Origin of the sequence: Mesorhizobium sp. M7A.F.Ca.CA.001.04.2.1 (assembly GCF_003998485.1) — a bacterium.
GTDB classification, from domain to species: Bacteria; Pseudomonadota; Alphaproteobacteria; order Rhizobiales; family Rhizobiaceae; genus Mesorhizobium; species Mesorhizobium ciceri.
This window is the reverse complement of record NZ_RZQT01000077.1, coordinates 1-19,215: the sequence shown is the minus strand read 5'-3', so window position 1 is coordinate 19,215 and position 19,215 is coordinate 1. Positions and strand designations below refer to the sequence as shown.

At 61.1% G+C, this 19,215-nt stretch carries 20 protein-coding genes, 1 tRNA gene and 1 pseudogene; 17 read left to right on the top strand and 5 right to left on the bottom strand.

Going from position 1 to position 19,215, the window contains the following annotated elements; all coding sequences use genetic code 11:
• Nucleotides 1-3: 3 nt before the first annotated feature.
• The gene (locus EN955_RS22455) at nucleotides 4-576 is read right to left on the bottom strand and encodes an NADPH-dependent FMN reductase (protein WP_013532242.1); all 573 of its coding nucleotides are present in this window, start codon (nucleotides 574-576) and stop codon (nucleotides 4-6) included.
• A 205-nt stretch (nucleotides 577-781) separates the two neighbouring features.
• Here EN955_RS22455 and EN955_RS22450 point away from each other — a divergent pair, with 205 nt between their 5' ends.
• From EN955_RS22450 to EN955_RS22430, 5 genes are all read left to right on the top strand, one after another.
• Entirely contained in the window at nucleotides 782-1,693 is a 912-nt protein-coding gene (locus EN955_RS22450; protein WP_013532241.1) for an ABC transporter substrate-binding protein, read from the top strand.
• Between the two features lie 55 nt (nucleotides 1,694-1,748).
• Nucleotides 1,749-2,912 (top strand): ABC transporter permease, encoded by a 1,164-nt coding sequence (locus EN955_RS22445; RefSeq protein ID WP_024504677.1) that lies wholly within the window; start codon nucleotides 1,749-1,751, stop codon nucleotides 2,910-2,912.
• Entirely contained in the window at nucleotides 2,909-3,847 is a 939-nt protein-coding gene (locus tag EN955_RS22440) for an ABC transporter ATP-binding protein (protein ID WP_013532239.1), read from the top strand. Before EN955_RS22445 ends, EN955_RS22440 begins: the two co-directional genes overlap by 4 nt.
• Nucleotides 3,844-4,593 (top strand): ABC transporter permease, encoded by a 750-nt coding sequence (locus EN955_RS22435; RefSeq protein ID WP_024504676.1) that lies wholly within the window; start codon nucleotides 3,844-3,846, stop codon nucleotides 4,591-4,593. The genes EN955_RS22440 and EN955_RS22435 overlap by 4 nt, the downstream gene beginning before the upstream one ends.
• Nucleotides 4,594-4,832: 239 nt before the next feature.
• Entirely contained in the window at nucleotides 4,833-6,974 is a 2,142-nt protein-coding gene (locus EN955_RS22430; protein ID WP_013532237.1) for a sodium-translocating pyrophosphatase, read from the top strand.
• Between the two features lie 272 nt (nucleotides 6,975-7,246).
• On the opposite strand, the gene EN955_RS22425 is transcribed toward EN955_RS22430, so the two are convergent.
• Nucleotides 7,247-7,759, bottom strand: coding sequence for an outer membrane protein assembly factor BamE (locus EN955_RS22425; RefSeq protein WP_013532236.1), 513 nt, complete (start codon nucleotides 7,757-7,759; stop codon nucleotides 7,247-7,249).
• A 114-nt stretch (nucleotides 7,760-7,873) separates the two neighbouring features.
• Between EN955_RS22425 and EN955_RS22420 the strand changes: the two genes are divergently transcribed.
• The 7 genes from EN955_RS22420 (at nucleotide 7,874) to EN955_RS22390 (ending at nucleotide 12,611) form a co-directional block, all read left to right on the top strand.
• Nucleotides 7,874-8,422, top strand: coding sequence for a ubiquinol-cytochrome C chaperone family protein (locus tag EN955_RS22420; RefSeq protein WP_013532235.1), 549 nt, complete (start codon nucleotides 7,874-7,876; stop codon nucleotides 8,420-8,422).
• Complete coding sequence (locus EN955_RS22415; protein ID WP_013532234.1) at nucleotides 8,419-8,967, top strand: DUF177 domain-containing protein; 549 nt, start codon at nucleotides 8,419-8,421, stop codon at nucleotides 8,965-8,967. The genes EN955_RS22420 and EN955_RS22415 overlap by 4 nt, the downstream gene beginning before the upstream one ends.
• A gap of 112 nt (nucleotides 8,968-9,079) precedes the next feature.
• The gene (gene plsX, locus EN955_RS22410) at nucleotides 9,080-10,150 is read left to right on the top strand and encodes a phosphate acyltransferase PlsX (RefSeq protein WP_024504675.1); all 1,071 of its coding nucleotides are present in this window, start codon (nucleotides 9,080-9,082) and stop codon (nucleotides 10,148-10,150) included.
• Between the two features lie 9 nt (nucleotides 10,151-10,159).
• Nucleotides 10,160-11,131, top strand: coding sequence for a beta-ketoacyl-ACP synthase III (locus EN955_RS22405; protein ID WP_024504674.1), 972 nt, complete (start codon nucleotides 10,160-10,162; stop codon nucleotides 11,129-11,131).
• 103 nt (nucleotides 11,132-11,234) lie between these two features.
• Nucleotides 11,235-11,558, top strand: a complete 324-nt coding sequence (locus tag EN955_RS22400; protein ID WP_013532231.1) for an integration host factor subunit alpha — start codon at nucleotides 11,235-11,237, stop codon at nucleotides 11,556-11,558.
• Between the two features lie 125 nt (nucleotides 11,559-11,683).
• Entirely contained in the window at nucleotides 11,684-12,223 is a 540-nt protein-coding gene (locus tag EN955_RS22395) for a MerR family transcriptional regulator (protein ID WP_013532230.1), read from the top strand.
• A gap of 85 nt (nucleotides 12,224-12,308) precedes the next feature.
• Nucleotides 12,309-12,611, top strand: coding sequence for a hypothetical protein (locus EN955_RS22390; RefSeq protein WP_013532229.1), 303 nt, complete (start codon nucleotides 12,309-12,311; stop codon nucleotides 12,609-12,611).
• 541 nt (nucleotides 12,612-13,152) lie between these two features.
• Here the strand turns inward: EN955_RS22390 and EN955_RS22380 are convergent.
• The gene (locus tag EN955_RS22380; RefSeq protein ID WP_024504673.1) at nucleotides 13,153-13,767 is read right to left on the bottom strand and encodes a hypothetical protein; all 615 of its coding nucleotides are present in this window, start codon (nucleotides 13,765-13,767) and stop codon (nucleotides 13,153-13,155) included.
• On the opposite strand from EN955_RS22380, the gene EN955_RS35520 reads away from it, so the two are divergent.
• From EN955_RS35520 to EN955_RS22355, 5 genes and pseudogenes are all read left to right on the top strand, one after another.
• Nucleotides 13,748-14,332, top strand: a complete 585-nt coding sequence (locus EN955_RS35520) for a helix-turn-helix transcriptional regulator (protein ID WP_245265381.1) — start codon at nucleotides 13,748-13,750, stop codon at nucleotides 14,330-14,332. The two genes, EN955_RS22380 and EN955_RS35520, sit on opposite strands and share 20 nt — an antisense overlap.
• 187 nt (nucleotides 14,333-14,519) lie before the next feature.
• Nucleotides 14,520-14,980, top strand: a pseudogene (locus EN955_RS22370) (YbaK/EbsC family protein).
• Between the two features lie 486 nt (nucleotides 14,981-15,466).
• Nucleotides 15,467-15,934 (top strand): hypothetical protein, encoded by a 468-nt coding sequence (locus tag EN955_RS22365; RefSeq protein ID WP_032899490.1) that lies wholly within the window; start codon nucleotides 15,467-15,469, stop codon nucleotides 15,932-15,934.
• Nucleotides 15,912-16,895, top strand: a complete 984-nt coding sequence (locus EN955_RS22360; protein ID WP_164752879.1) for a toll/interleukin-1 receptor domain-containing protein — start codon at nucleotides 15,912-15,914, stop codon at nucleotides 16,893-16,895. The genes EN955_RS22365 and EN955_RS22360 overlap by 23 nt, the downstream gene beginning before the upstream one ends.
• 227 nt (nucleotides 16,896-17,122) lie before the next feature.
• Nucleotides 17,123-17,199 (top strand) — tRNA-Pro (locus EN955_RS22355).
• A 51-nt stretch (nucleotides 17,200-17,250) separates the two neighbouring features.
• On the opposite strand, the gene EN955_RS22350 is transcribed toward EN955_RS22355, so the two are convergent.
• On the bottom strand, nucleotides 17,251-18,528 hold the full coding sequence (locus EN955_RS22350) for an O-antigen ligase family protein (protein WP_024504671.1): 1,278 nt from the start codon (nucleotides 18,526-18,528) through the stop codon (nucleotides 17,251-17,253).
• A partial coding sequence (locus tag EN955_RS22345; RefSeq protein WP_127223456.1) for an exopolysaccharide biosynthesis polyprenyl glycosylphosphotransferase occupies nucleotides 18,525-19,215 on the bottom strand: 691 nt, incomplete at its 5' end. The genes EN955_RS22350 and EN955_RS22345, both read right to left, overlap by 4 nt.

Here is a 19,215-nt window from a genome sequence, read left to right as displayed (position 1 = left end):
AACCTATGCGTCCGGCGGCAACACCTGAAGCACCCTCGCTATGAACATATGGAACTCAGCCATGTAGTTGCGCAGGAAGTCCTCGGTGGATTCGACCGTCACTTCGCCGTCGTCCGTTATCAGTCCCGGCGTGAACTGGATATAGGCTTCCGGCGCATTCATCTGGGGTGAGTTGCAGAAGCTCAGAACGCTGCGCAGGCTTTGTTGGGCGACAGCGGTTGCGATGGCGCCCGGCGATGTTCCGATGACGGCGGACGGTTTGCGCGCGAATGAATTCTTTCCATAGGGGCGGCTCGCCCAGTCGATCGCGTTCTTTAATCCGCCAGGGATCGAGCGGTTGTACTCCGGGGTAACGAACAGGACGGCCTGAACGGACGCGATCGCCTTTTTGAAATCCCGGGCGACCGGCGGGAAATCCGCATCATAGTCGTAGCTGTAAAGAGGCAGATCCCTGAAGGCGATTTCCGTCATTTCAAGTTCCGGAGGAGCCAGTTGAACGAGCGCCTTCGCGAGCTTGCGGTTGATGGATTCCCGGGCAAGACTTCCGATGAGGTAGCCGACTTTGTGTATGGCCATGACACGCTCTCCGTGTTTGCCACCCGCACCCTATGGCATTATCCGCCAGATGGCAGCAGATCGCCAGCGTCGCCTCAAAATCGGCCTTCCGAACAAAAATATTGCGCTGATCCCCCTTGTTATGAAACCGTGTGCCCCGACTGGCCGTTGAAGCCATGCTCATATGCGGTCATCGCGTTTCGGTTCATAGCTAGGGGTTTTCACAATGTTTTCAGTCAAGTTTCTGGCCGGCGCGGCATTGGCGCTCGGCATCACGGTGGCTTCCGCCAATGCCCAGGTGGTTGTCTCTTCGAAGATCGACACCGAGGGCGGCGTGCTCGGCAACATCATCCAGCTCGTCCTCAACGCCAACAACATCAAGACATCGGACCGCATCCAGCTCGGCGGCACGCCGGTGGTGCGCAAGGCGATCACCGCCGGCGAGATCGACATCTATCCCGAATACACCGGCAACGCCGCCTTCTTCTTCGAGAAGGCCGACGACCCGGTCTGGAAGGATGCCGCCAAGGCCTATGAAACGGCCAAGAAGCTCGACTACGACGCCAACAAGATCGTCTGGCTGTCGCCGTCGCCCGCAAACAACACCTGGGCGATCGCGCTGCGCAAGGAAGTCGCCGAGACCAACAAGCTCGCCACGCTCACCGACTTCGGCAAATATGTCGCGGGCGGCGGTCAGGTGGTGCTGGCGGCTTCCGCCGAGTTCGTCAATTCGGCGGCTGCACTGCCGGCCTTCCAGACCACCTATGGCTTCACGCTGAAGCCGGACCAACTGATCACTCTCTCAGGCGGCGACACCGCGGCAACCATCGCCGCGGCCGCCAACCAGACCAACGGCGCCAATGCGGCCATGGTCTACGGCACCGATGGCGGCATCGCACCGTCCGGGCTCGTCGTGCTCGACGACGACAAGGGCGTGCAGCCGGTCTACCAGCCGGCGCCGATCATCCGCGAAGCGGTGCTGAAGCAACATCCCGAGATCGAGACGCTGCTGAAGCCGGTCTTCGCCAAGCTCGACCTCGTCACGCTGCAGGAGCTGAATGGTCGCGTGCAGGTCGGCGGCGAGCCGGTCAAGGGCGTCGCCGAGGACTTTTTGAAGAAGAACGGCTTCCTGAAGTAGGACGATTCCGGCGCGCCGCTTTCGTGGCGCGCCGGATCGACTGACGGGGGAGGGCGTGAACATCCGCTTCGACAAGCTCGGCGTGGTCATCGCCGCTATATCAGCCTACGCGGCTTTTGCCGCGCCCTTTGCCACGTTCCGTGCCAACCGCATCGTCCCCGGCCAGGCGCGCTCGATTCTTGAGGCGCTGCCGGCAACCACCGGGACGCTGCTGCTCGTCATGATCGTCGCCGCAGCACTCATCGCGCTGTTCAAGACACCGCTTGCGCTGCGCCTTGCCGCCAGCGTGGTGGCGCTTGCCGCGCTCGCGCTGCTGATCGGCGTCGCCGGAACATTTCTCACGCCGGAGGGCAACACCTTTGCGAGAGTTTCGCCAGCCTCCGGTTTCTGGATTCTGATCTTTGCCTTCACGCTTTTGCTTGCCGATGTGCTGACACGGCTGAACCTGTCGCCATTGGCACGAGTTGGCGTGCTTGTCGTCGCGGCTTTCGCGATCGGGCTGCTGTTGATTTCGGGAAGCTGGGACAATCTGTCGATCCTGAAGGAATACTTCAACCGCGCCGACAGTTTCTGGGCGGAGGGCTCCAAGCATGTGACGCTGGCGCTAGGGTCGCTGCTTGCGGCAGTGGTCGTCGGCCTGCCGCTGGGCATTCTCTGCCATCGTGTCGAAAGTCTGCGCGCCGGGGTTCTCAACGTGCTCAACATCATCCAGACCATTCCCTCGATCGCGCTGTTCGGCCTGCTGATCGCGCCGCTTGGCTGGGTGGCCACGCATGTGCCGGGGGCTGCCGCGCTCGGCATTCGCGGCATCGGCACAGCCCCCGCCTTCGTCGCGCTGTTCCTTTATTCGCTGCTGCCGGTGGTGGCCAACACCGTGGTCGGTCTCGCTGGCGTGCCGCGCACCGCCAACGACGCCGCACGCGGCATGGGCATGACCGACAGGCAGCGCCTGTTCGGCGTCGAGTTTCCGCTGGCTTTTCCCGTCATCCTCACCGGCATCCGCATCGTCTTGGTGCAGAACATCGGCCTCGCCACCATTGCCGCGCTGATCGGCGGCGGCGGTTTCGGCGTATTCGTCTTCCAGGGTGTGGGCCAGACGGCGATGGACCTTGTGCTGCTCGGCGCGGTGCCAACGGTCGCGCTCGCCTTTGCCGCCGCCATCATCCTCGATGCGGTGATCGAAATGACCGCCACCAGGCGCAGGGTTGAAACGGCATGATCGAGATCGAAGGCATTACCAAGCGCTATGACGCGACGACCGTGGTCGATGACGTGTCGATGGTCATCGAGCCGCGCACCATAGCCGTCATTGTCGGCACGTCCGGTTCCGGCAAGACGACGTTGCTGCGCATGATCAACCGGCTGGTCGAACCGACCTCGGGCATCATCAAGCTCGACGGCGCCGACAATCGTTCGCTGCCCGGCTATGAGCTGCGCCGCAGCATCGGCTACGCCATCCAGGGTCACGGCCTGTTCCCGCATCGTACGGTGGCGCAGAACATTGCCACCGTGCCGGTGCTGCTCGGTTGGGACAAGGACCGCATCAAGGCCCGGGTCGACGAACTGATGACGCTCTATCAGCTTGACCCCGAAGCCTTCGGGCCGCGCTATCCGCACGAACTGTCCGGCGGCCAGCAACAGCGCGTCGGCGTTGCCCGCGCGCTCGCCGCCGAGCCCAACGTGCTGTTGATGGACGAACCGTTCGGCGCCCTCGACCCGATCATCCGCAACAAGGCGCAGGAAGATCTGCTGGCGATCCAGAAGCGCTTCGGCACCACCATCATCCTGGTCACCCACGACATGGAAGAGGCCGTGCATATGGGCGACAAGATCGCGGTCATGGATGCCGGCAAGCTGGTGCAATACGCCAAGCCCGCCGAGATCCTGGCAAAGCCGGCAAGCGCCTTCGTCGAGACCCTGGTCGGCGCCAGCGAAAGGCCGTTCCGGCTGCTGTCGCTCGGTCGGGTCCGCGATGCCGTGGAGAAGGGCTCCGCCGAAGGCGAGGCGATCCCCGGCGACGCCAGCCAGCGTGACGCGCTGGCCGAATTGTTGTGGACGGGCCGGCCGGCGCTGCCGGTCAAAGGCGCCGATGGCAAGCCGCTTGGCCGCGTCACCGTCGACGGGCTGGTGAAGCGCGCGGCGAGGCCCGCATGAAGGCCTGGCTTCCATCGCTGCTCAGACTTGCCCTGGTGATGCTGCTCGTTGCCTTCGTCACCAATCCCGGCTGGTTCGTGCCGCTGCTGAAGCCGCTGACCGAAAACAATGCGCCGGTGATCTACAACCAGGGCAGCCTGCTGACGCTGACATTGCTGCATTTGCGCACGGTTCTGATCGCCACCGTGGCAGCAACCATCGTTGCGGTGGCGCTTGCCATCCTGGTCACCAGGCCCGCCGGCGCCGAATTCCTGCCGCTATCGCGCAGCCTGGTCAACATCGGCCAGACCTTTCCGCCCGTGGCGGTGCTGGCACTCGCTGTGCCGGCCGTCGGCTTCGGCGAGAAGCCGACACTGATCGCGCTGTTTCTCTACGGTCTGCTGCCGATCTTCGAGAACGCGCTGACCGGCCTGACGACGCTACCTGCCAATGTCGTCGAGGCGGCGCGCGGCGCCGGCATGACCGGTTGGCAAAGGCTCACCAAGGTCGAACTGCCGCTCAGCGCCCCGATCATTCTCGGCGGCATCAGGCTGTCGGTGGTGATCAGCCTTGCCACCGCGACCCTCGGTTCGACCGTGGCAGCCAAAACGCTGGGCGAAGTGATCATCGCCGGGTTGTTATCCAACAATCTCGCCTTCATCCTCCAGGGCGGCCTGATCGTGGCAGCCCTTGCCGTGCTGATCTATGACGGCCTGTCGGCCATAGAGCGCTACACGGCGCGCCGGATGGGCCGGGAGGCAGAGTAGCCGCGTCCCGCGTCAGGGCTAATTTCAATCGATCTAATCGCCGGGTGCTGACGGCAGCCGCCGCCTGGTCCCAACCATTTGGGCGAAAGCCGGGCAAAAACCGAACAATATCTTGACGTTCGCAGCCCTGTTTCGCATACACCGCTGCGAAGAGGCGGATTCCGTGCTCGGAATCCGGTCTTTGTCTCAACGGCCCAGGGAGGGGTTCTTTTGGGCCATCAATCGAGGAAAATCCGGCAATGACAATTATTTCCGCCGTCATCGCCTGCGGCCTGCTTTCAATCCTTTACGCCATCTGGGCGACACGTTCGGTCCTTGCGGCCGATCAGGGCAATGCACGCATGCAGGAAATCTCCGCGGCTATCCGCGAGGGCGCACAAGCCTATCTGGCGCGTCAGTACACCACCATCGCCATCGTTGGCGTCGTCGTCCTCGTGCTCGCCTGGTGGTTGCTGTCCATCACCGCCGCGATCGGCTTCCTGATCGGAGCGGTGCTTTCAGGCGCCGCCGGCTTCATCGGCATGCATGTCTCCGTTCGCGCCAACGTTCGCACGGCGCAGGCCGCATCGAACAGCCTCGCTGCCGGCCTCGACATCGCGTTCAAATCGGGCGCCATCACCGGCATGCTGGTTGCTGGCCTCGCCTTGCTCGGCGTGTCGATCTACTACCTCATCCTGACCCACTTCATGGGCCTCCAGCCCAATGACCGCATCGTCATCGACTCGCTGGTCTCGCTCGGCTTCGGCGCATCGCTGATCTCGATCTTCGCTCGTCTCGGCGGCGGCATCTTCACCAAAGGCGCCGACGTCGGTGGCGATCTCGTCGGCAAGGTCGAAGCCGGTATTCCCGAAGACGATCCGCGCAACCCGGCCACGATCGCCGACAATGTCGGCGACAATGTCGGCGACTGCGCCGGCATGGCCGCCGACCTGTTCGAAACCTATGCGGTGACTGTCGTCGCCACCATGGTTCTGGCTGCCATCTTCTTTGGCGGCACCGCCGTGTTGGGTGCGGCCATGCTTTATCCGCTCGCCATCTGCGGCGCCTGCATCCTGACCTCGATCGTCGGCACCTTCTTCGTCAAGCTCGGTTCCAACGGCTCGATCATGGGCGCACTCTACAAGGGCCTGATCGTCACTGGCCTGCTGTCCATCGTCGGCCTCGGCGTCGCCACCCAGGTGACGCTCGGCTGGGGTGAGGTCGGCACGGTCGCCGGCATGGTCATCACCGGCAAGAACCTGTTCATCTGCGGCCTGATCGGCCTCGTGGTGACCGGTCTCATCGTGGTCATCACCGAATACTACACCGGCACCAACAAGCGCCCGGTCAATTCCATCGCCCAGGCGTCGGTCACCGGTCACGGCACCAACGTCATCCAGGGCCTCGCGGTCTCGCTGGAATCGACGGCGCTGCCGGCGATCGTCATCGTCGGCGGCATCATCTCGACCTATCAGCTTGCCGGCCTCTTCGGTACGGCGATCGCGGTCACGACGATGCTCGGCCTTGCCGGCATGATCGTTGCGCTCGATGCCTTCGGCCCGGTCACCGACAATGCCGGCGGCATCGCCGAAATGGCCGGCCTGCCCAAGGAAGTGCGCCACTCCACCGACGCGCTCGACGCGGTCGGCAACACCACCAAGGCGGTGACCAAGGGCTACGCCATCGGCTCCGCTGGTCTCGGCGCATTGGTGCTGTTTGCCGCGTACTCGAACGACCTGAAGTTCTTCGCCGCCAATGGCGACAAATATCCCTACTTCCAGGGCATGGGCGAGATCTCCTTCGATCTCTCCAACCCATACGTCGTCGCCGGCCTGATCTTCGGCGGGCTGATCCCGTATCTGTTCGGCGGCATCGCCATGACGGCCGTCGGCCGTGCGGCGGGCGCCATCGTCGAGGAGGTGCGCAAGCAGTTCCGCGAGGATCCGGGCATCATGGCCGGCACCTCGAAGCCGAACTACGCCCGCGCGGTCGACCTTCTGACCAAGGCGGCAATCAGGGAAATGATCATCCCGTCGCTGCTGCCGGTGCTGGCGCCGCTCGTCGTCTATTTCGGCGTGCTGCTGATCTCGGGCTCGAAGGCGTCTGCCTTTGCAGCGCTGGGTGCCTCGCTGCTCGGCGTCATCGTCAACGGCCTGTTCGTCGCTATCTCGATGACCTCTGGCGGCGGCGCCTGGGACAACGCCAAGAAGTCCTTCGAAGACGGCTTTGTCGACAAGGACGGCGTCAAGCATCTCAAGGGTTCCGAGGCGCACAAGGCTTCGGTGACCGGTGACACGGTCGGCGATCCCTACAAGGACACCGCTGGCCCCGCCGTCAACCCGGCGATCAAGATCACCAACATCGTCGCGCTCCTGCTGCTGGCCGTGCTCGCGCACGGCTGATCTAGGCTTCAGCCCGAAACAACCCGCGGGAGCGATCCCGCGGGTTTTTTGTTGAGCAATGCCATGTCGACGCGTCAACAAGCCGATCTCTTGCATGCGGTAAATGCGCCGGTATCTCATCTACCGGCTTGGGTTTTGACGGCTTAAGCATCGCCGGCAAACATACGGGGATCTTGCCCTGATCGAGGCCACAACAAAAACCCGCAGGATCGCTCCCGCGGGTTTTTGGTCGCCTGAGATGATGAGGCTCCCGGAATGGAAGCCGAAAGGAATTAGGCGCCGCCGCCCGGAATGCTGGGTGCCAGTTTGCTGGCACCGTTGATGATCTGGCTGAGGAAGTTCTGGTCCTTGCCGCCGGTCGGTGTGGTGCGTGAGATGAAGTCGAACATCTTGCCGTCCTTCATCCCGTAATTGGCGATCTGGGTGACGCGGCCATCGGCGCCGAAATAGACCGCCAGCACATGCTGATCAATGAGCCGTGGCTTGTCGAAGGCGACGTAGCGCTTGCGCGTCTGCGAAATGTAATAGAAGGCCTCGTTGTCGAAGGTCGCGGTCGTCGACGGCGTGCCGAGCGCCAGAAGCACCTGCTCGCGGCTCGAACCGACCGGCACCAGGTCGATTGCCTGCTGGTCTATGACGTAACCTTGCGTCAGCGTCTCACTCGGGCTGAGGTCGCCGATCATCTTGGAGGTGTGGCAGGCCGATAGTGCCGAAACGATCATCAGCAGCGAGATCGCGCCGGCGGGCCTGGACGAGAAGGTCGACTTGAAATTCAGCGCGCGCAACAACAACTCCATTAGCTGGCCGCAACTTGCGCTGGGCCGCGAAACCGGTAAACCAGCTTGCTTGCCGATGCAACAAGCCCACTTCAACAAACGGTCCCCAGGAGACCATCCCCAATGTTCCAGCGCTTTTTTGGCCGCGAACGCTACGCCAACCGCGCTATCACCGAGGCGCTTTACGCACAAATCGTGGCGGCGGCGCGGCAGACGGTGTTTTATTCCCACTGGAATGTGCCAGACACGCCGCTTGGCCGTTTCGAGATGCTGTCGCTGCACATGTTCCTGTTCCAGCACAGGTTGCGCGGTGAGAGCGGTGCGGCGCAAGAGGTCGCCCAGGTGCTGATCGACGAGTTCTTCCTCGACGTCGACCATTCGTTGCGGGAATTGGGCATTGGCGACGTTGGCGTGCCCAAACGCATGAAAAAGCTGGCAAAGATGTTTTATGGCCGAACCGCTGCCTATGACGATGCCCTGGAAAGAAACGACCATGAAGGGCTGACCGCGGCTCTTGCCCGCAATGTCCGGCCCGACGCGGGCGCCTGGCTGGAAGCATCGCTGCTGGCCAACTATGTTACCGACGCGCGCAATCATCTGGCCGCGCAGACATCCGAATCGATTGTCTCCGGCACGCTGACCTTTCCCGCCGCCAAGGAGGTTGAACAATGAAGCATGTGGACCCGCAAAGCCCGGTCTCCTTCCGTGCAAACATCACGCGCCTGCCGCAAAAGGGCCTGCCGCTGGTTGTCGAAGCCGATGCCGCACAGCGTGCGGCACTGGCCGAGGAGCACGGGTTGATTTCGGTCGAATCCTATCGCGCCGAGCTTCTGGTCGCGTCGTGGAAGCGCAATGGCGTGAAGATAAGCGGTCGTGTCGAAGCCGACATCACCCAGGCCTGCATCGTCACGCTCGAGCCTGTCGAAGCGCATATCGACGAACCGGTCGAAGCGCTGCTGCTGCCCGAGGATTCCAAGCTTGGACGGCAGGGTTTCGATGGTGGCGGCGAGATCCTGCTCGACGCGGAAGGCCCTGACAGTCCAGAGACATTTTCCGGTGACACGATCGATGTCGGGGCACTCGCCGAACAGTATTTCGGACTCGCCATCGACCCCTATCCGCGTAAGCAGGGCGCAGCGCTCAACGCCGGCAGCGAGACCGAACCGGCGGAGAATGAATTTCAGCAAAAACTGCGATCCTTGCTGGGAAAATCCTGAAAAGCTCGCCCGCGACGGAAAAGTCGGTTGTGTGGCAGCCCAAAACCGTTATTTTCGCCGAACCTTCGCGGTCGCTAAACGACCTGCCGCCTAACCGTGAGACAAATACCGCGTGATCAGGATTTCCATCGATGCCATGGGCGGCGATCACGGACCAGCCGTGGTCATTCCAGCGCTCATGACGGTCGCGACCCGTCGTCCCGACATCCGCTTCGTCATCTTCGGGCGTGAGGAGGTCGTGCGCCCGGAGCTCGCCAAATTTCCCAAGCTTGCCGAGATCAGCGAATTCTTCCATTGCGAAATTGCGGTCAGGATGGACGACAAGCCGAGCCAGGCGCTGCGCCACGGCCGCTGGAAGTCATCGATGTGGAAGGCCGTCGAAGCGGTCAAGGCCGGCACGGCCGACGCCTGCATTTCCGCGGGAAACACCGGTGCGCTGATGGCGATGTCGAAGTTCTGCCTGCGCACCATGGCCACCATCGATCGCCCGGCGATCGCAGCCCTTTGGCCGACATTGCGCGGCGAAAGCGTGGTGCTGGATGTCGGCGCGACCATCGGGGCCGATGCGCAACAGCTCATCGATTTTGCCATTCTCGGCACCGGCATGGCGCGCTCGGTCTTCGGCATAGCCCGGCCCAGCGTCGGCCTGCTCAATGTCGGCGTCGAGGAGATCAAAGGCCAGGAAGAGGTCAAGGAGGCGGGGCGCATGCTGCGCGAAGCCAACATGGCCTCGATGAACTATCACGGTTTCGTCGAGGGCGACGATATCGGCAAGGGCACGGTCGACGTTGTGGTGACCGAGGGCTTCGCCGGCAACATCGCTCTGAAGACCGCGGAAGGCACGGCGCGCCAGATAGCGGGTTATCTGCGCGCCGCGATGAGCCGCACCCTGATGGCCAGGATCGGCTACGTCTTCGCTAAGGGCGCCTTCAACCGCTTGCGCGAAAAGATGGATGTCGGCCGCTCCAATGGCGGCGTTTTCCTGGGGCTGAGCGGGATCGTCGTCAAAAGCCATGGCGGTGCTGATTCTGACGGGTTCGCCGCCGCGATCGAACTCGGCTATGACATGGTCCGCAACAACCTCCTCGACCGTATCGAGGCCGATCTGGACCTGTTTCATGCGCGCAACCCGCGCGCCCTGTCATCTAGGAAATCCGACGTCGTCACCGACGCAAAGGAATAGGAAAGAACTTTGATCAGATCAGTCGTGCGCGGCACGGGCGCCGCGCTGCCCCGCCGAATCATGAAGAATGCCGATTTCGAAGGCATGGTCGAGACCTCCGACGAGTGGATCGCCCAGCGCACCGGCATTCGCCAGCGCCACATCGCGGGCGATGACGAGACGACCGCTTCGCTGGGGGAAGCGGCGGCACGTGCCGCACTTGCCAATGCGGGCCTCACGCCCGCCGACATCGATCTGATCGTGCTGGCGACCTCGACGCCCAACAACACGTTTCCGGCCACCGCCGTCGAGATCCAGAACCGGCTCGGTATGCATCACGGCTTTGCCTTCGACATGCAGGCGGTCTGTTCGGGTTTCGTCTATGCCGTGACCACCGCCGATCTCTACATCCGCGGCGGCCTGGCCAAGCGTGTCCTGGTGATCGGTTCGGAAACATTCTCGCGCATTCTCGACTGGAGCGACCGGTCGACCTGTGTGCTGTTCGGCGACGGCGCCGGTGCCATGATCCTGGAAGCGGGCGAGGGCGCGGGCACGATCGCCGACCATGGCGTTCTGGCGGCCAGCCTGCGCTCCGACGGCACGCACAAGGACAAGCTTTTTGTCGATGGCGGGCCGTCAACGACGGGTACGGTCGGCCATCTCCGGATGGAGGGCCGCGAAGTCTTCAAGCACGCGGTCGGCATGATCACCGACGTCATCGAGGCGACGTTCGCGCAAGCCGGTATCTCAGCCGAGGATCTCGACTGGTTCGTGCCGCACCAGGCCAATAAACGAATTATTGACGCTTCCGCCAAGAAGCTCGGGATAGCTGAGCAAAAGGTGGTGGTTACGGTCGATTTGCACGGTAACACCTCGGCTGCTTCCGTGCCGTTGGCGCTGTCGGTGGCCGTTGCCGACGGCCGCATCAAGAAGGGCGATCTCGTCCTCCTGGAAGCGATGGGTGGCGGCTTCACCTGGGGCGCTGTCCTGGTTCGCTGGTAAGTGCCGAACGGTCCAGTTTCGGTCCTTGACCTTGACGGATCAATTACTTAGGCTCTGCCGTTGTTGTGCCGAATTTTATGTTTTGAGCTGATGGGACGGTCGCATGGGGGGAAAGACACTTACGCGCGCCGACCTTGCCGAGGCAGTTTACCGGAAGGTCGGCCTGTCGCGCACTGAATCGGCCGAACTCGTCGAAGCGGTGCTGGATGAAATCTGCGAAGCCATCGTGCGCGGCGAAACGGTGAAGCTGTCGTCCTTCGCGACATTCCACGTCCGCTCCAAGAACGAGCGTATCGGCCGCAATCCCAAGACCGGCGAGGAAGTGCCGATCCTGCCGCGTCGGGTGATGACCTTCAAGTCGTCCAACGTGCTGAAGAGCCGTATCTTGCGCTCCCATCAGAGCGGCAAGGCCAAAAGCGGCAAGTAATCCTACTGCGCGGTTGAAAACCGCCGCCGCCATGACGCCGGGCTTGAATATTGCTTCATAAACCGCTGAAATAAGCCCCGATTCGGCAGCTAGGCCGGATCATCGTCCAGCGTGAGGATTCGCCCATGGACAAGAGCCCCGACGCCTTTCGTACCATCAGCGAGGTCGCCGAAGATCTCGATTTGCCGCAGCATGTGCTGCGCTTCTGGGAAACGCGTTTCAACCAGATCAAGCCGATGAAGCGCGGCGGCGGCCGTCGTTACTACCGGCCGCAGGATGTCGAGCTGATCAAGGGCATCCGCCATATGCTCTACGACCAGGGCTACACCATCAAGGGCGTGCAGAAGCTGTTGCGCGAGAACGGCAACCATTTCCTGGTTGCCATCGGCAATGGCGACATGGCCGCCGTCGAGGCGATCTCGCAGCGAAGGCAGGCTGACCAGGTGCCGCTGACGTCGGCGGCCCAGCCGCGCAGCATGGACGACGAACTGGTCGGCCAGCCGCGCGTCAAACCCAGCCGTCGCTTTTTCGGCCTGGGCAAGAGCGACGAGGACGGTCCGGTGCAGCCGGATGCCTCGAAACTCTCGCGCGACAACAGGGCCTTGCTGCAGGAGGCGCTGTTCGACCTCCTGGAATGCAAGCGCCTGCTTGATCAGGTGCGCTGACCGCAGTCCGACGCGATAGTTCGAAACCGGAACCCGTCTTCCGGTGAGGCGTTACGTTTCCTTCTGCAAGTGAAGGAAACACATCATGGCATCATTTTCGACCCTCTCGGACATCGATCTCGACAGGCAGGTCGCGGCTCTCACCAAAGAACTGGCCAGCTTGAAGAGGGCTGTGGCAAGGCGAGGCGGCGCCTACTACGAGGACGGTCGCGATGCAGCCTTCGACACCTATTCCGATCTTGCGGGGCGTCTGCGCGACGCCATGCCGGCACTGCGCAAACAGGGCAGGGTGATCGAGAGGTCGGCCCGCGACCATCCGGCGGCTGCCGCCGCTGTCGGCCTTGTGGTGCTCGGTCTTGTCGCCAGTCTGCTGTTCAGCCGGCGCTGAGGCGGTGCTTCTGATGTTGGAGATAGCTGGCGCCGTCATTCGACGAACTTGGTGCGCCCAAATCGTGTCGAGCTGACGCGCCGCAATGCCAAGGGACGACCGGCCTTGGACAGGAAGCCAAGGCCGGTTTTCTCGGTGGCAGTCTGCGGTGCTTAGGCCTTGTTTCCGATCACATGGTGGTGGTGGCGGTGATGATGGTGATGGCGGACATGGTGGCGATGATGATGGTGGTGACGATGATGCTTTGCCATCGGCGCCGCATCCGCACTCGTCGCGCCGATGACGGGCACCGTGAAAGCCAATGCAACTGCAAGCCCGAGGGCCGAGAGGAGGGACTTCTTCATGGATCGTTTCCTTTTGTTTCGCGGGCGCATATGGATCGGGGCGATAGCCCGGCCGCCGCGAATGGAATTACGCGCCTGAATTTTTTCGTCAGTATTTCCCGATTGTAGAATTTTGTTTCTGGACTGTTTCTGCCCAATCCAGCCTCCCGCCACCATGCACGGCAAGATCGAGAGGCGGCCATTGGCCGCCTGTCCGACTACATCGGCGGCACGACGCCGTTGCTTCCGACCACGACGCGGCTGGCGCTCAGTGCGCCGTCACTGCCCCGCTCAGCGGTGACAAAGACCGTCGCACCCGGCTTGAGGTCGGTCGGCGTCGCCGGCGCGAAGGTGACGACAGGGGTGGTGTCGGGAATCGAAATCTTCTTGGTCTGGCCATTGTCATAGGTCAGTGTGACGGATCGCCCGCTTATATCGGTAACGTCGGCGACGGTGCCGTTGGTCATCCGGCTGTTTGGCTGCAGGTCCCAGGGGCGGTCACCCTCGCCGGTGCCTTTCAGCGCGGCCGGAAAGACCACCACCTCCAGGGCGCCGCTGCCGCCATCCGCTTTCGAAACGGAGGCAATGCCGAGGAAATCGCCCTGCTTGATGCCCGTTGCCGAGGCGTTGGCGACGCCCGAGATCTTCCAGCCGGCCTTGAGCTTGATCGCGTCGGTATCGCCCTGGCGGGTTTTCACGGTGAGCAGCGTGGGCTTAAAACTGACCACCGTGCCGCGCACACGAAGCGCGCCTGCGGCTTGGGCGGCGCCCGCGCCGGCGACGGAAAGGCTGGAAATCGTGCCGAGCACGACCATGACTGTCTTCAAGTTCATTGCAAAAAATCCTTCCGGGAAAGAACTGGCTGGAACCGGATGGTTTCGCGCCAGCGACCCGGAGATAACGAATGGGCGCGGCGAAACTGCCGGCAAAAGGCCAATCAGGCCTTCAAAACAACTTGATCGCGACGTGTGCGCCAGAGGCCGCGCCAGGCACCCGGTTCACGATCCCGTGACGGCCCTTTTGGCCCTTGGCAAATCGCCGGCGAGAGGGCATCTTCCCGACCGTCTCAGGCAACACTCCTCATTTGATCAAACTCTTTCAGTCATGGAGTTGCCAATGCCCCATAATGCGAAAAGCGAACCCCACTCCGAACCGGCAACCAACGGGAGCGGGCCAGATTACAACACCCTCAGAGCGATGCGGGAGACCCGCGGTTACAGCGTGGAAGAGCTCTCCCTGACATGCGGCCTGGCGGTGGACGAGATTGAGGATATCGAAAGCGGCAGAGTGACCGATCCGTCGAAGCTGCGTCGTATTGTGTCCGCGCTTCACCTTCCCCAGGAAGCTCTGATCACCCCGGCTGCGCCGCCGGCGGCGCAAGGTCGGTCGCTGGCGTAGACCCGCACCAGGCATTCCAGAGAACCCGCCAAGGCCCTCTTGGCGGGTTTCTTTGTACCTGCCGCAGCGTCTGCTTCAGCCTGGCGCTTGCCGATTTGTATGCCGCGCGTGCTTATATGCGCGGCGGCCCCGGCTGCTGGACAGCAATCCGCCGTCCTTCAAGTTTTTGAACCATGGGTTTTTCGATATGAGCCTGGACTCAGTTCGTGCGTTCTTCGCCGCCCACGCGCCTGATATCGACGTCATCGTCACGGAGGCGAGCTCGGCGACGGTGACCCTGGCGGCCGAGGCGCATGGCGTGCTGCCGGCGCAGATCGCCAAGACGATCTGCCTGCGCGTCGGCGAGCGCACCATGCTGGTGGTGACCAGCGGCATCGCCAGGCTGGACAACCGCAAGTTCAAGGACCAGTTCGGCGGCAAGCCGCGCATGCTCGACGCGGCGGAAGTTGTCGAAGCGACGAGCCACCCGGTCGGCGGCGTCTGCCCGTTCGGCCTGCCGGCGCCGCTGCCGGTCTATGCGACGTATCGCTGCGCGAATTTGACGAGGTCGTGCCCGCGGCAGGCGCCACCAATGCGGCGGTGCGGATCAGCCCGCAGCGCATGGTCGAGCTGATTGGGGCTGGTTGGGTTGATGTGTGCCAAGGGTAGGCAGGTACGGCTTTATAGAGCGTGCAGACACCCAGGATCGCACCATTGCGATGGTAGCCGTACTTCGGTTGACCCAAGCGGGATTGTCACAACACACCGCGATTGGTCCGGAGTATAGCGCACCCTGGTAGCGCAATTGACTGGGGTCAGGTTTGCTCAGCTCGATTGCCGTCTTGCTGTTAGAGGCTGCTTCTTGAACATGTCGAGATCAGGGGCGCCATCGCCTTGTAAACATTATCTTGTAGTTCGAGGTTCCGCAATTGACAAACACTGGCTCACGGCAATAACTTGGCACCACGGCTTGGCCCTCTAGTTGGAGCCGTTGAATCCACGGCTACTCGCTGAAATGTCAATACATATTGCTGCGCCGGCGGGGGCGACCCTGCGGCGATCCGACGAAAGGTAAAGAGCGAGGGCCAAGCCTTAGAAAACAAGACACATGACAGCTTTGGCGGGCCGCTTTTCTCACTGCGGATAGCGCACTCTGTGAAAGACGTAGCATTTGCTCTTGGCCTTGATCCGGAGAAGTTCTTCTACGTAATTCAGCATGCTGCTGACGGAACGTATTATCGGGATTTCGATATACCCAAAAAGCGGGGTGGTGTTCGCAACATCTCGGCGCCACGTAAGGGTCTCGCGCTTGCGCAGAGCCGCTTTGCATCTATCCTTTGTGCTCACTACACCCCAAAAAATTTCGTGAAGGGATACGTTAAGGGGCAATCGTTTCTAACGAATGCTAGATATCATGAGAAGCAAAAATGGATATTAAATATCGATGTAAAAGACTTCTATCCATCGATTAGCTTCGCACGGGTCCGAGGTTTATTTATATCTCCGTATTTTGGATTCAATGAACGAGTAGCCACCATTCTGGCGCGTATTACCACCTATAAAGACGGACTGCCGCAGGGGGGCGTCGACATCGCCATTGTTGGCAAATATAATTGCGCATAATTTGGACAAGAGGCTTGTAACCATCGCGGCTAAAGAGCAGCTTAAATATACGAGATATGCAGATGATATGACGTTTTCCTCGAGTAAGAGGTCAGTTCCTTCTCATATAGTTCAGAGCTGGGAGCCAGGATTTGGCAGGAGAGATGTTCATTTAGAGCAATCAATTATTGATTCTTTTAAGCGCGCTGGATTCGAGATCAACCACTCAAAAACCAGGATTCTTTTCCCTTATGAACGACAGGAGGTCACTGGCCTGGTCGTTAACAGAAAAGCAAACGTGTGGCGGCGCGATATCTCTCGCTTGAGAATGAAAATACACTCTGTTAAGCGCTTTGGCGCGACCGAGGCTGCAAAGATATGGCTTGAAAAAGGCGCTGATGAACAGAAAATGTGGAGCCACATTACTGGCAATTTAGCGTTCATAAGGCAGGTGCGTGGCGTGGACGATACGGTGTTGGCCAAGCTCTGCAAAGACGCTGTTGTGGCGGGCCTGACGGAGCCGACCTGGGTGTTGAAGATGGCAGAATTAGTTCGCGAATTCGATGTATTCTTGTCTCACGCAAGCGAAGACAAGGAAAAAATCAGAAGGCTTAAAGACAAGCTTGAACACGTAGGAATTAAAGTTTTCTTTGACGAAACGAGTATCAGCTGGGGAGAATCTATTGTTGAAAAAATTAATCATGGTCTTTTGAAATCGAGATACTTCGTCCCGTTCCTCTCTCAGAAGTTCTCCGAAAAAGGCTGGACCAACAAGGAGTTAAATTCGGCGATTTCGATGAATATCGACAGAAAGGGACGAATACTTCCGGTAATTGACAGTAATTTTTCGGTGGATGATAATTATCCACTGCTAGGCGAGACACTGTATAAGAAATGGCCTACTGACAACGCTTCCGAAGGGCAATTTATTGATGAGGTTGCCGACGCTATTCTGCATTTGGTTGAGACGAAGCCGGTATAGGCTACCAGCATTCCGTAGGCCGAATTACCGGTTGAGTTTGGTGCTGCTATGTTCATCTGCTCGCCAATTCGTCCGAAGAAACGTTCTTTGTCGACCTTGAATTGATCTGGAGTTCCCGCTCAGTTGCGCGCTCTCGTCATCGGGGCACCCTTTGCTCCAGTTTCGTAGTTTTTGTCCCATTGGCCCCTTGCACTCCAACCCTTGAGAATATAGGGCTTTGCGCGGTCCGGAGTGTAGCGCAGCCCGGTAGCGCACTTGACTGGGGGTCAAGGGGTCGTCGGTTCGAATCCGGCCACTCCGACCATTTCGAAACAGGACTTTCCCCGGAGTCCCCTTGGCCGGAAATTCGGCCAGATCAGCAGAATTGCAAATTGTGTCGGCCTTCACCTAAGGCTTGAACCTTGGCAGGCCGCAACAGCAGTTGATGGCGGTATTCCAGCGCGATGGCGCCCCAGATCAGGCCGAGCAGCAGGTAGACATGGCGCCAGTGGTCGATGTCGATGAAGGTGCCGAGCCCGATATTGCCGATGAAGGCGACATAGGCGCACAGGAGATAGGGCTGCCACGGCCGGTCGCGCAGCAGGATGCGGAAGCCGGCTGCTATCGTCCACAAGACGAGGCCGAGGAACGACACGAAGCCGAGCCAGCCATAGTCCATCAGCATCTTCAGCCAGATGTCGTGGGTGTCTTCACCGAAGATCGTGCCGAAGACCAGCGGGCCGATGCCGAACGGATGCTCCATCGCCATCTGGAAGCCGATGCCGTAGCGAGCGAAGCGGCCGAGGCGGGCGGTGTCGTAGCTCTGTTCGAGATGGGCACGGTTGGAGAACATCTCCGACACGCCGGGCAGCTGCAGGATGACGATCATGGCGACGACCAGCAGCGCCAGTGCTGCAATCGTCATCACCACCACGCGCAGCCGGAACATGCCGCTGGCGCTCTGCAGGAACAGGCAGCCGGTGAGCAGGACGGCCGAAACGGCGAACATGCCCCAGGCACCGCGCGAAAAGGAGAAGAAGATGCCGGCGGTGATGATCAGCAGTGGCACCGCCAAAAGCGGCATGCGCGTCACCGGTCCGGTCAGGAGCAAATAGAGCAGATAGATGCCGGGCAGCACCAGGAACGGTCCAAACACGTTCGGATCCTGGAAGGCGCCGGCGGCACGGTCGTATTTGGTGAACATCTCGGCGCCCGGAAAGGCATGGAAGTAGCCTGCAATGCCAAGCAGCGAGGTGGCCACGGCCGAAACCACATAGGCAATGAAGATCAATCGGTAGAGGCTCGGCTGTACGGCGGTGATCGATGCGAAGAACACCGCGCTGAAGGCGAGAAACAGCGACACGGCGAGATAGAGCGGCGTGTTGGCGAGGTCCGCCATCTGCGTCATGGAGATCATGCCGCCGATGTTCATCGTCACCAGCAGCACCAGCAGCGGCGTTGCCGCGCGGGAAATCCGCAAGCCGAAAAGCGCCCAGATGGCAATCAGCCCGGCCATGTAGAGCTCATAGGGCGCCGGCTCGCTGATGACGAAGCCGGACAGCAGAATGCCGAGGAAGACCGCGCCCGAGGAAATCAGCGCGACCAGCTTGGCGTTGACCACGGCCTGCGGCAGATCATGGCTGATCGCACTCAATAGGCGTTTTCCGTATTGAGCAGCCGGAGCGGCGTCAGGAACAGGATCCGCAAATCGAACAGCAGCGACCAGTTCTCGATGTAGTAGAGATCATACTCCGTGCGCATGCGGATCTTCTCGTTGGTGTCCATCTCGCCGCGCCAGCCATTGATCTGCGCCCAACCGGTGACGCCGGGCTTGACCTTGTGGCGGGCGAAATAGCCGTCGACGACCTCGTTGTAGAGCAGGTTATGCGACTGCGCGGCGATGGCGTGCGGACGCGGGCCGACCAGCGATAGCGAACCCAGAAGCGAATTGAAGAACTGCGGCAGCTCGTCGATCGAGGTCTTGCGGATGAAGCGGCCGACGCGGGTGACGCGAGGATCGTTCTTGGTCACCGTCTGCTTGGCGGTCGGGTCGGCCTTGTCCGTATACATCGAACGGAACTTGTAGACCTCGATGATCTCGTTGTTGAAACCGTGCCGCTTCTGATGGAACAGCACCGGACCCTTGCTGTCGAGCTTGATGGCGATGGCGGTCGCCAGCATCACCGGCGAGAACACGACGATGCCGATCAGGCTGAAGACGATGTCGAAGGCGCGTTTGGCCACCGAATCCCAGTCGTTGATCGGCTTGTCGAAGATATCCAGCATCGGCACCGCGCCGATGTAGGAATAGGCACGCGGGCGAAACTGCAGCGCGTTGGAA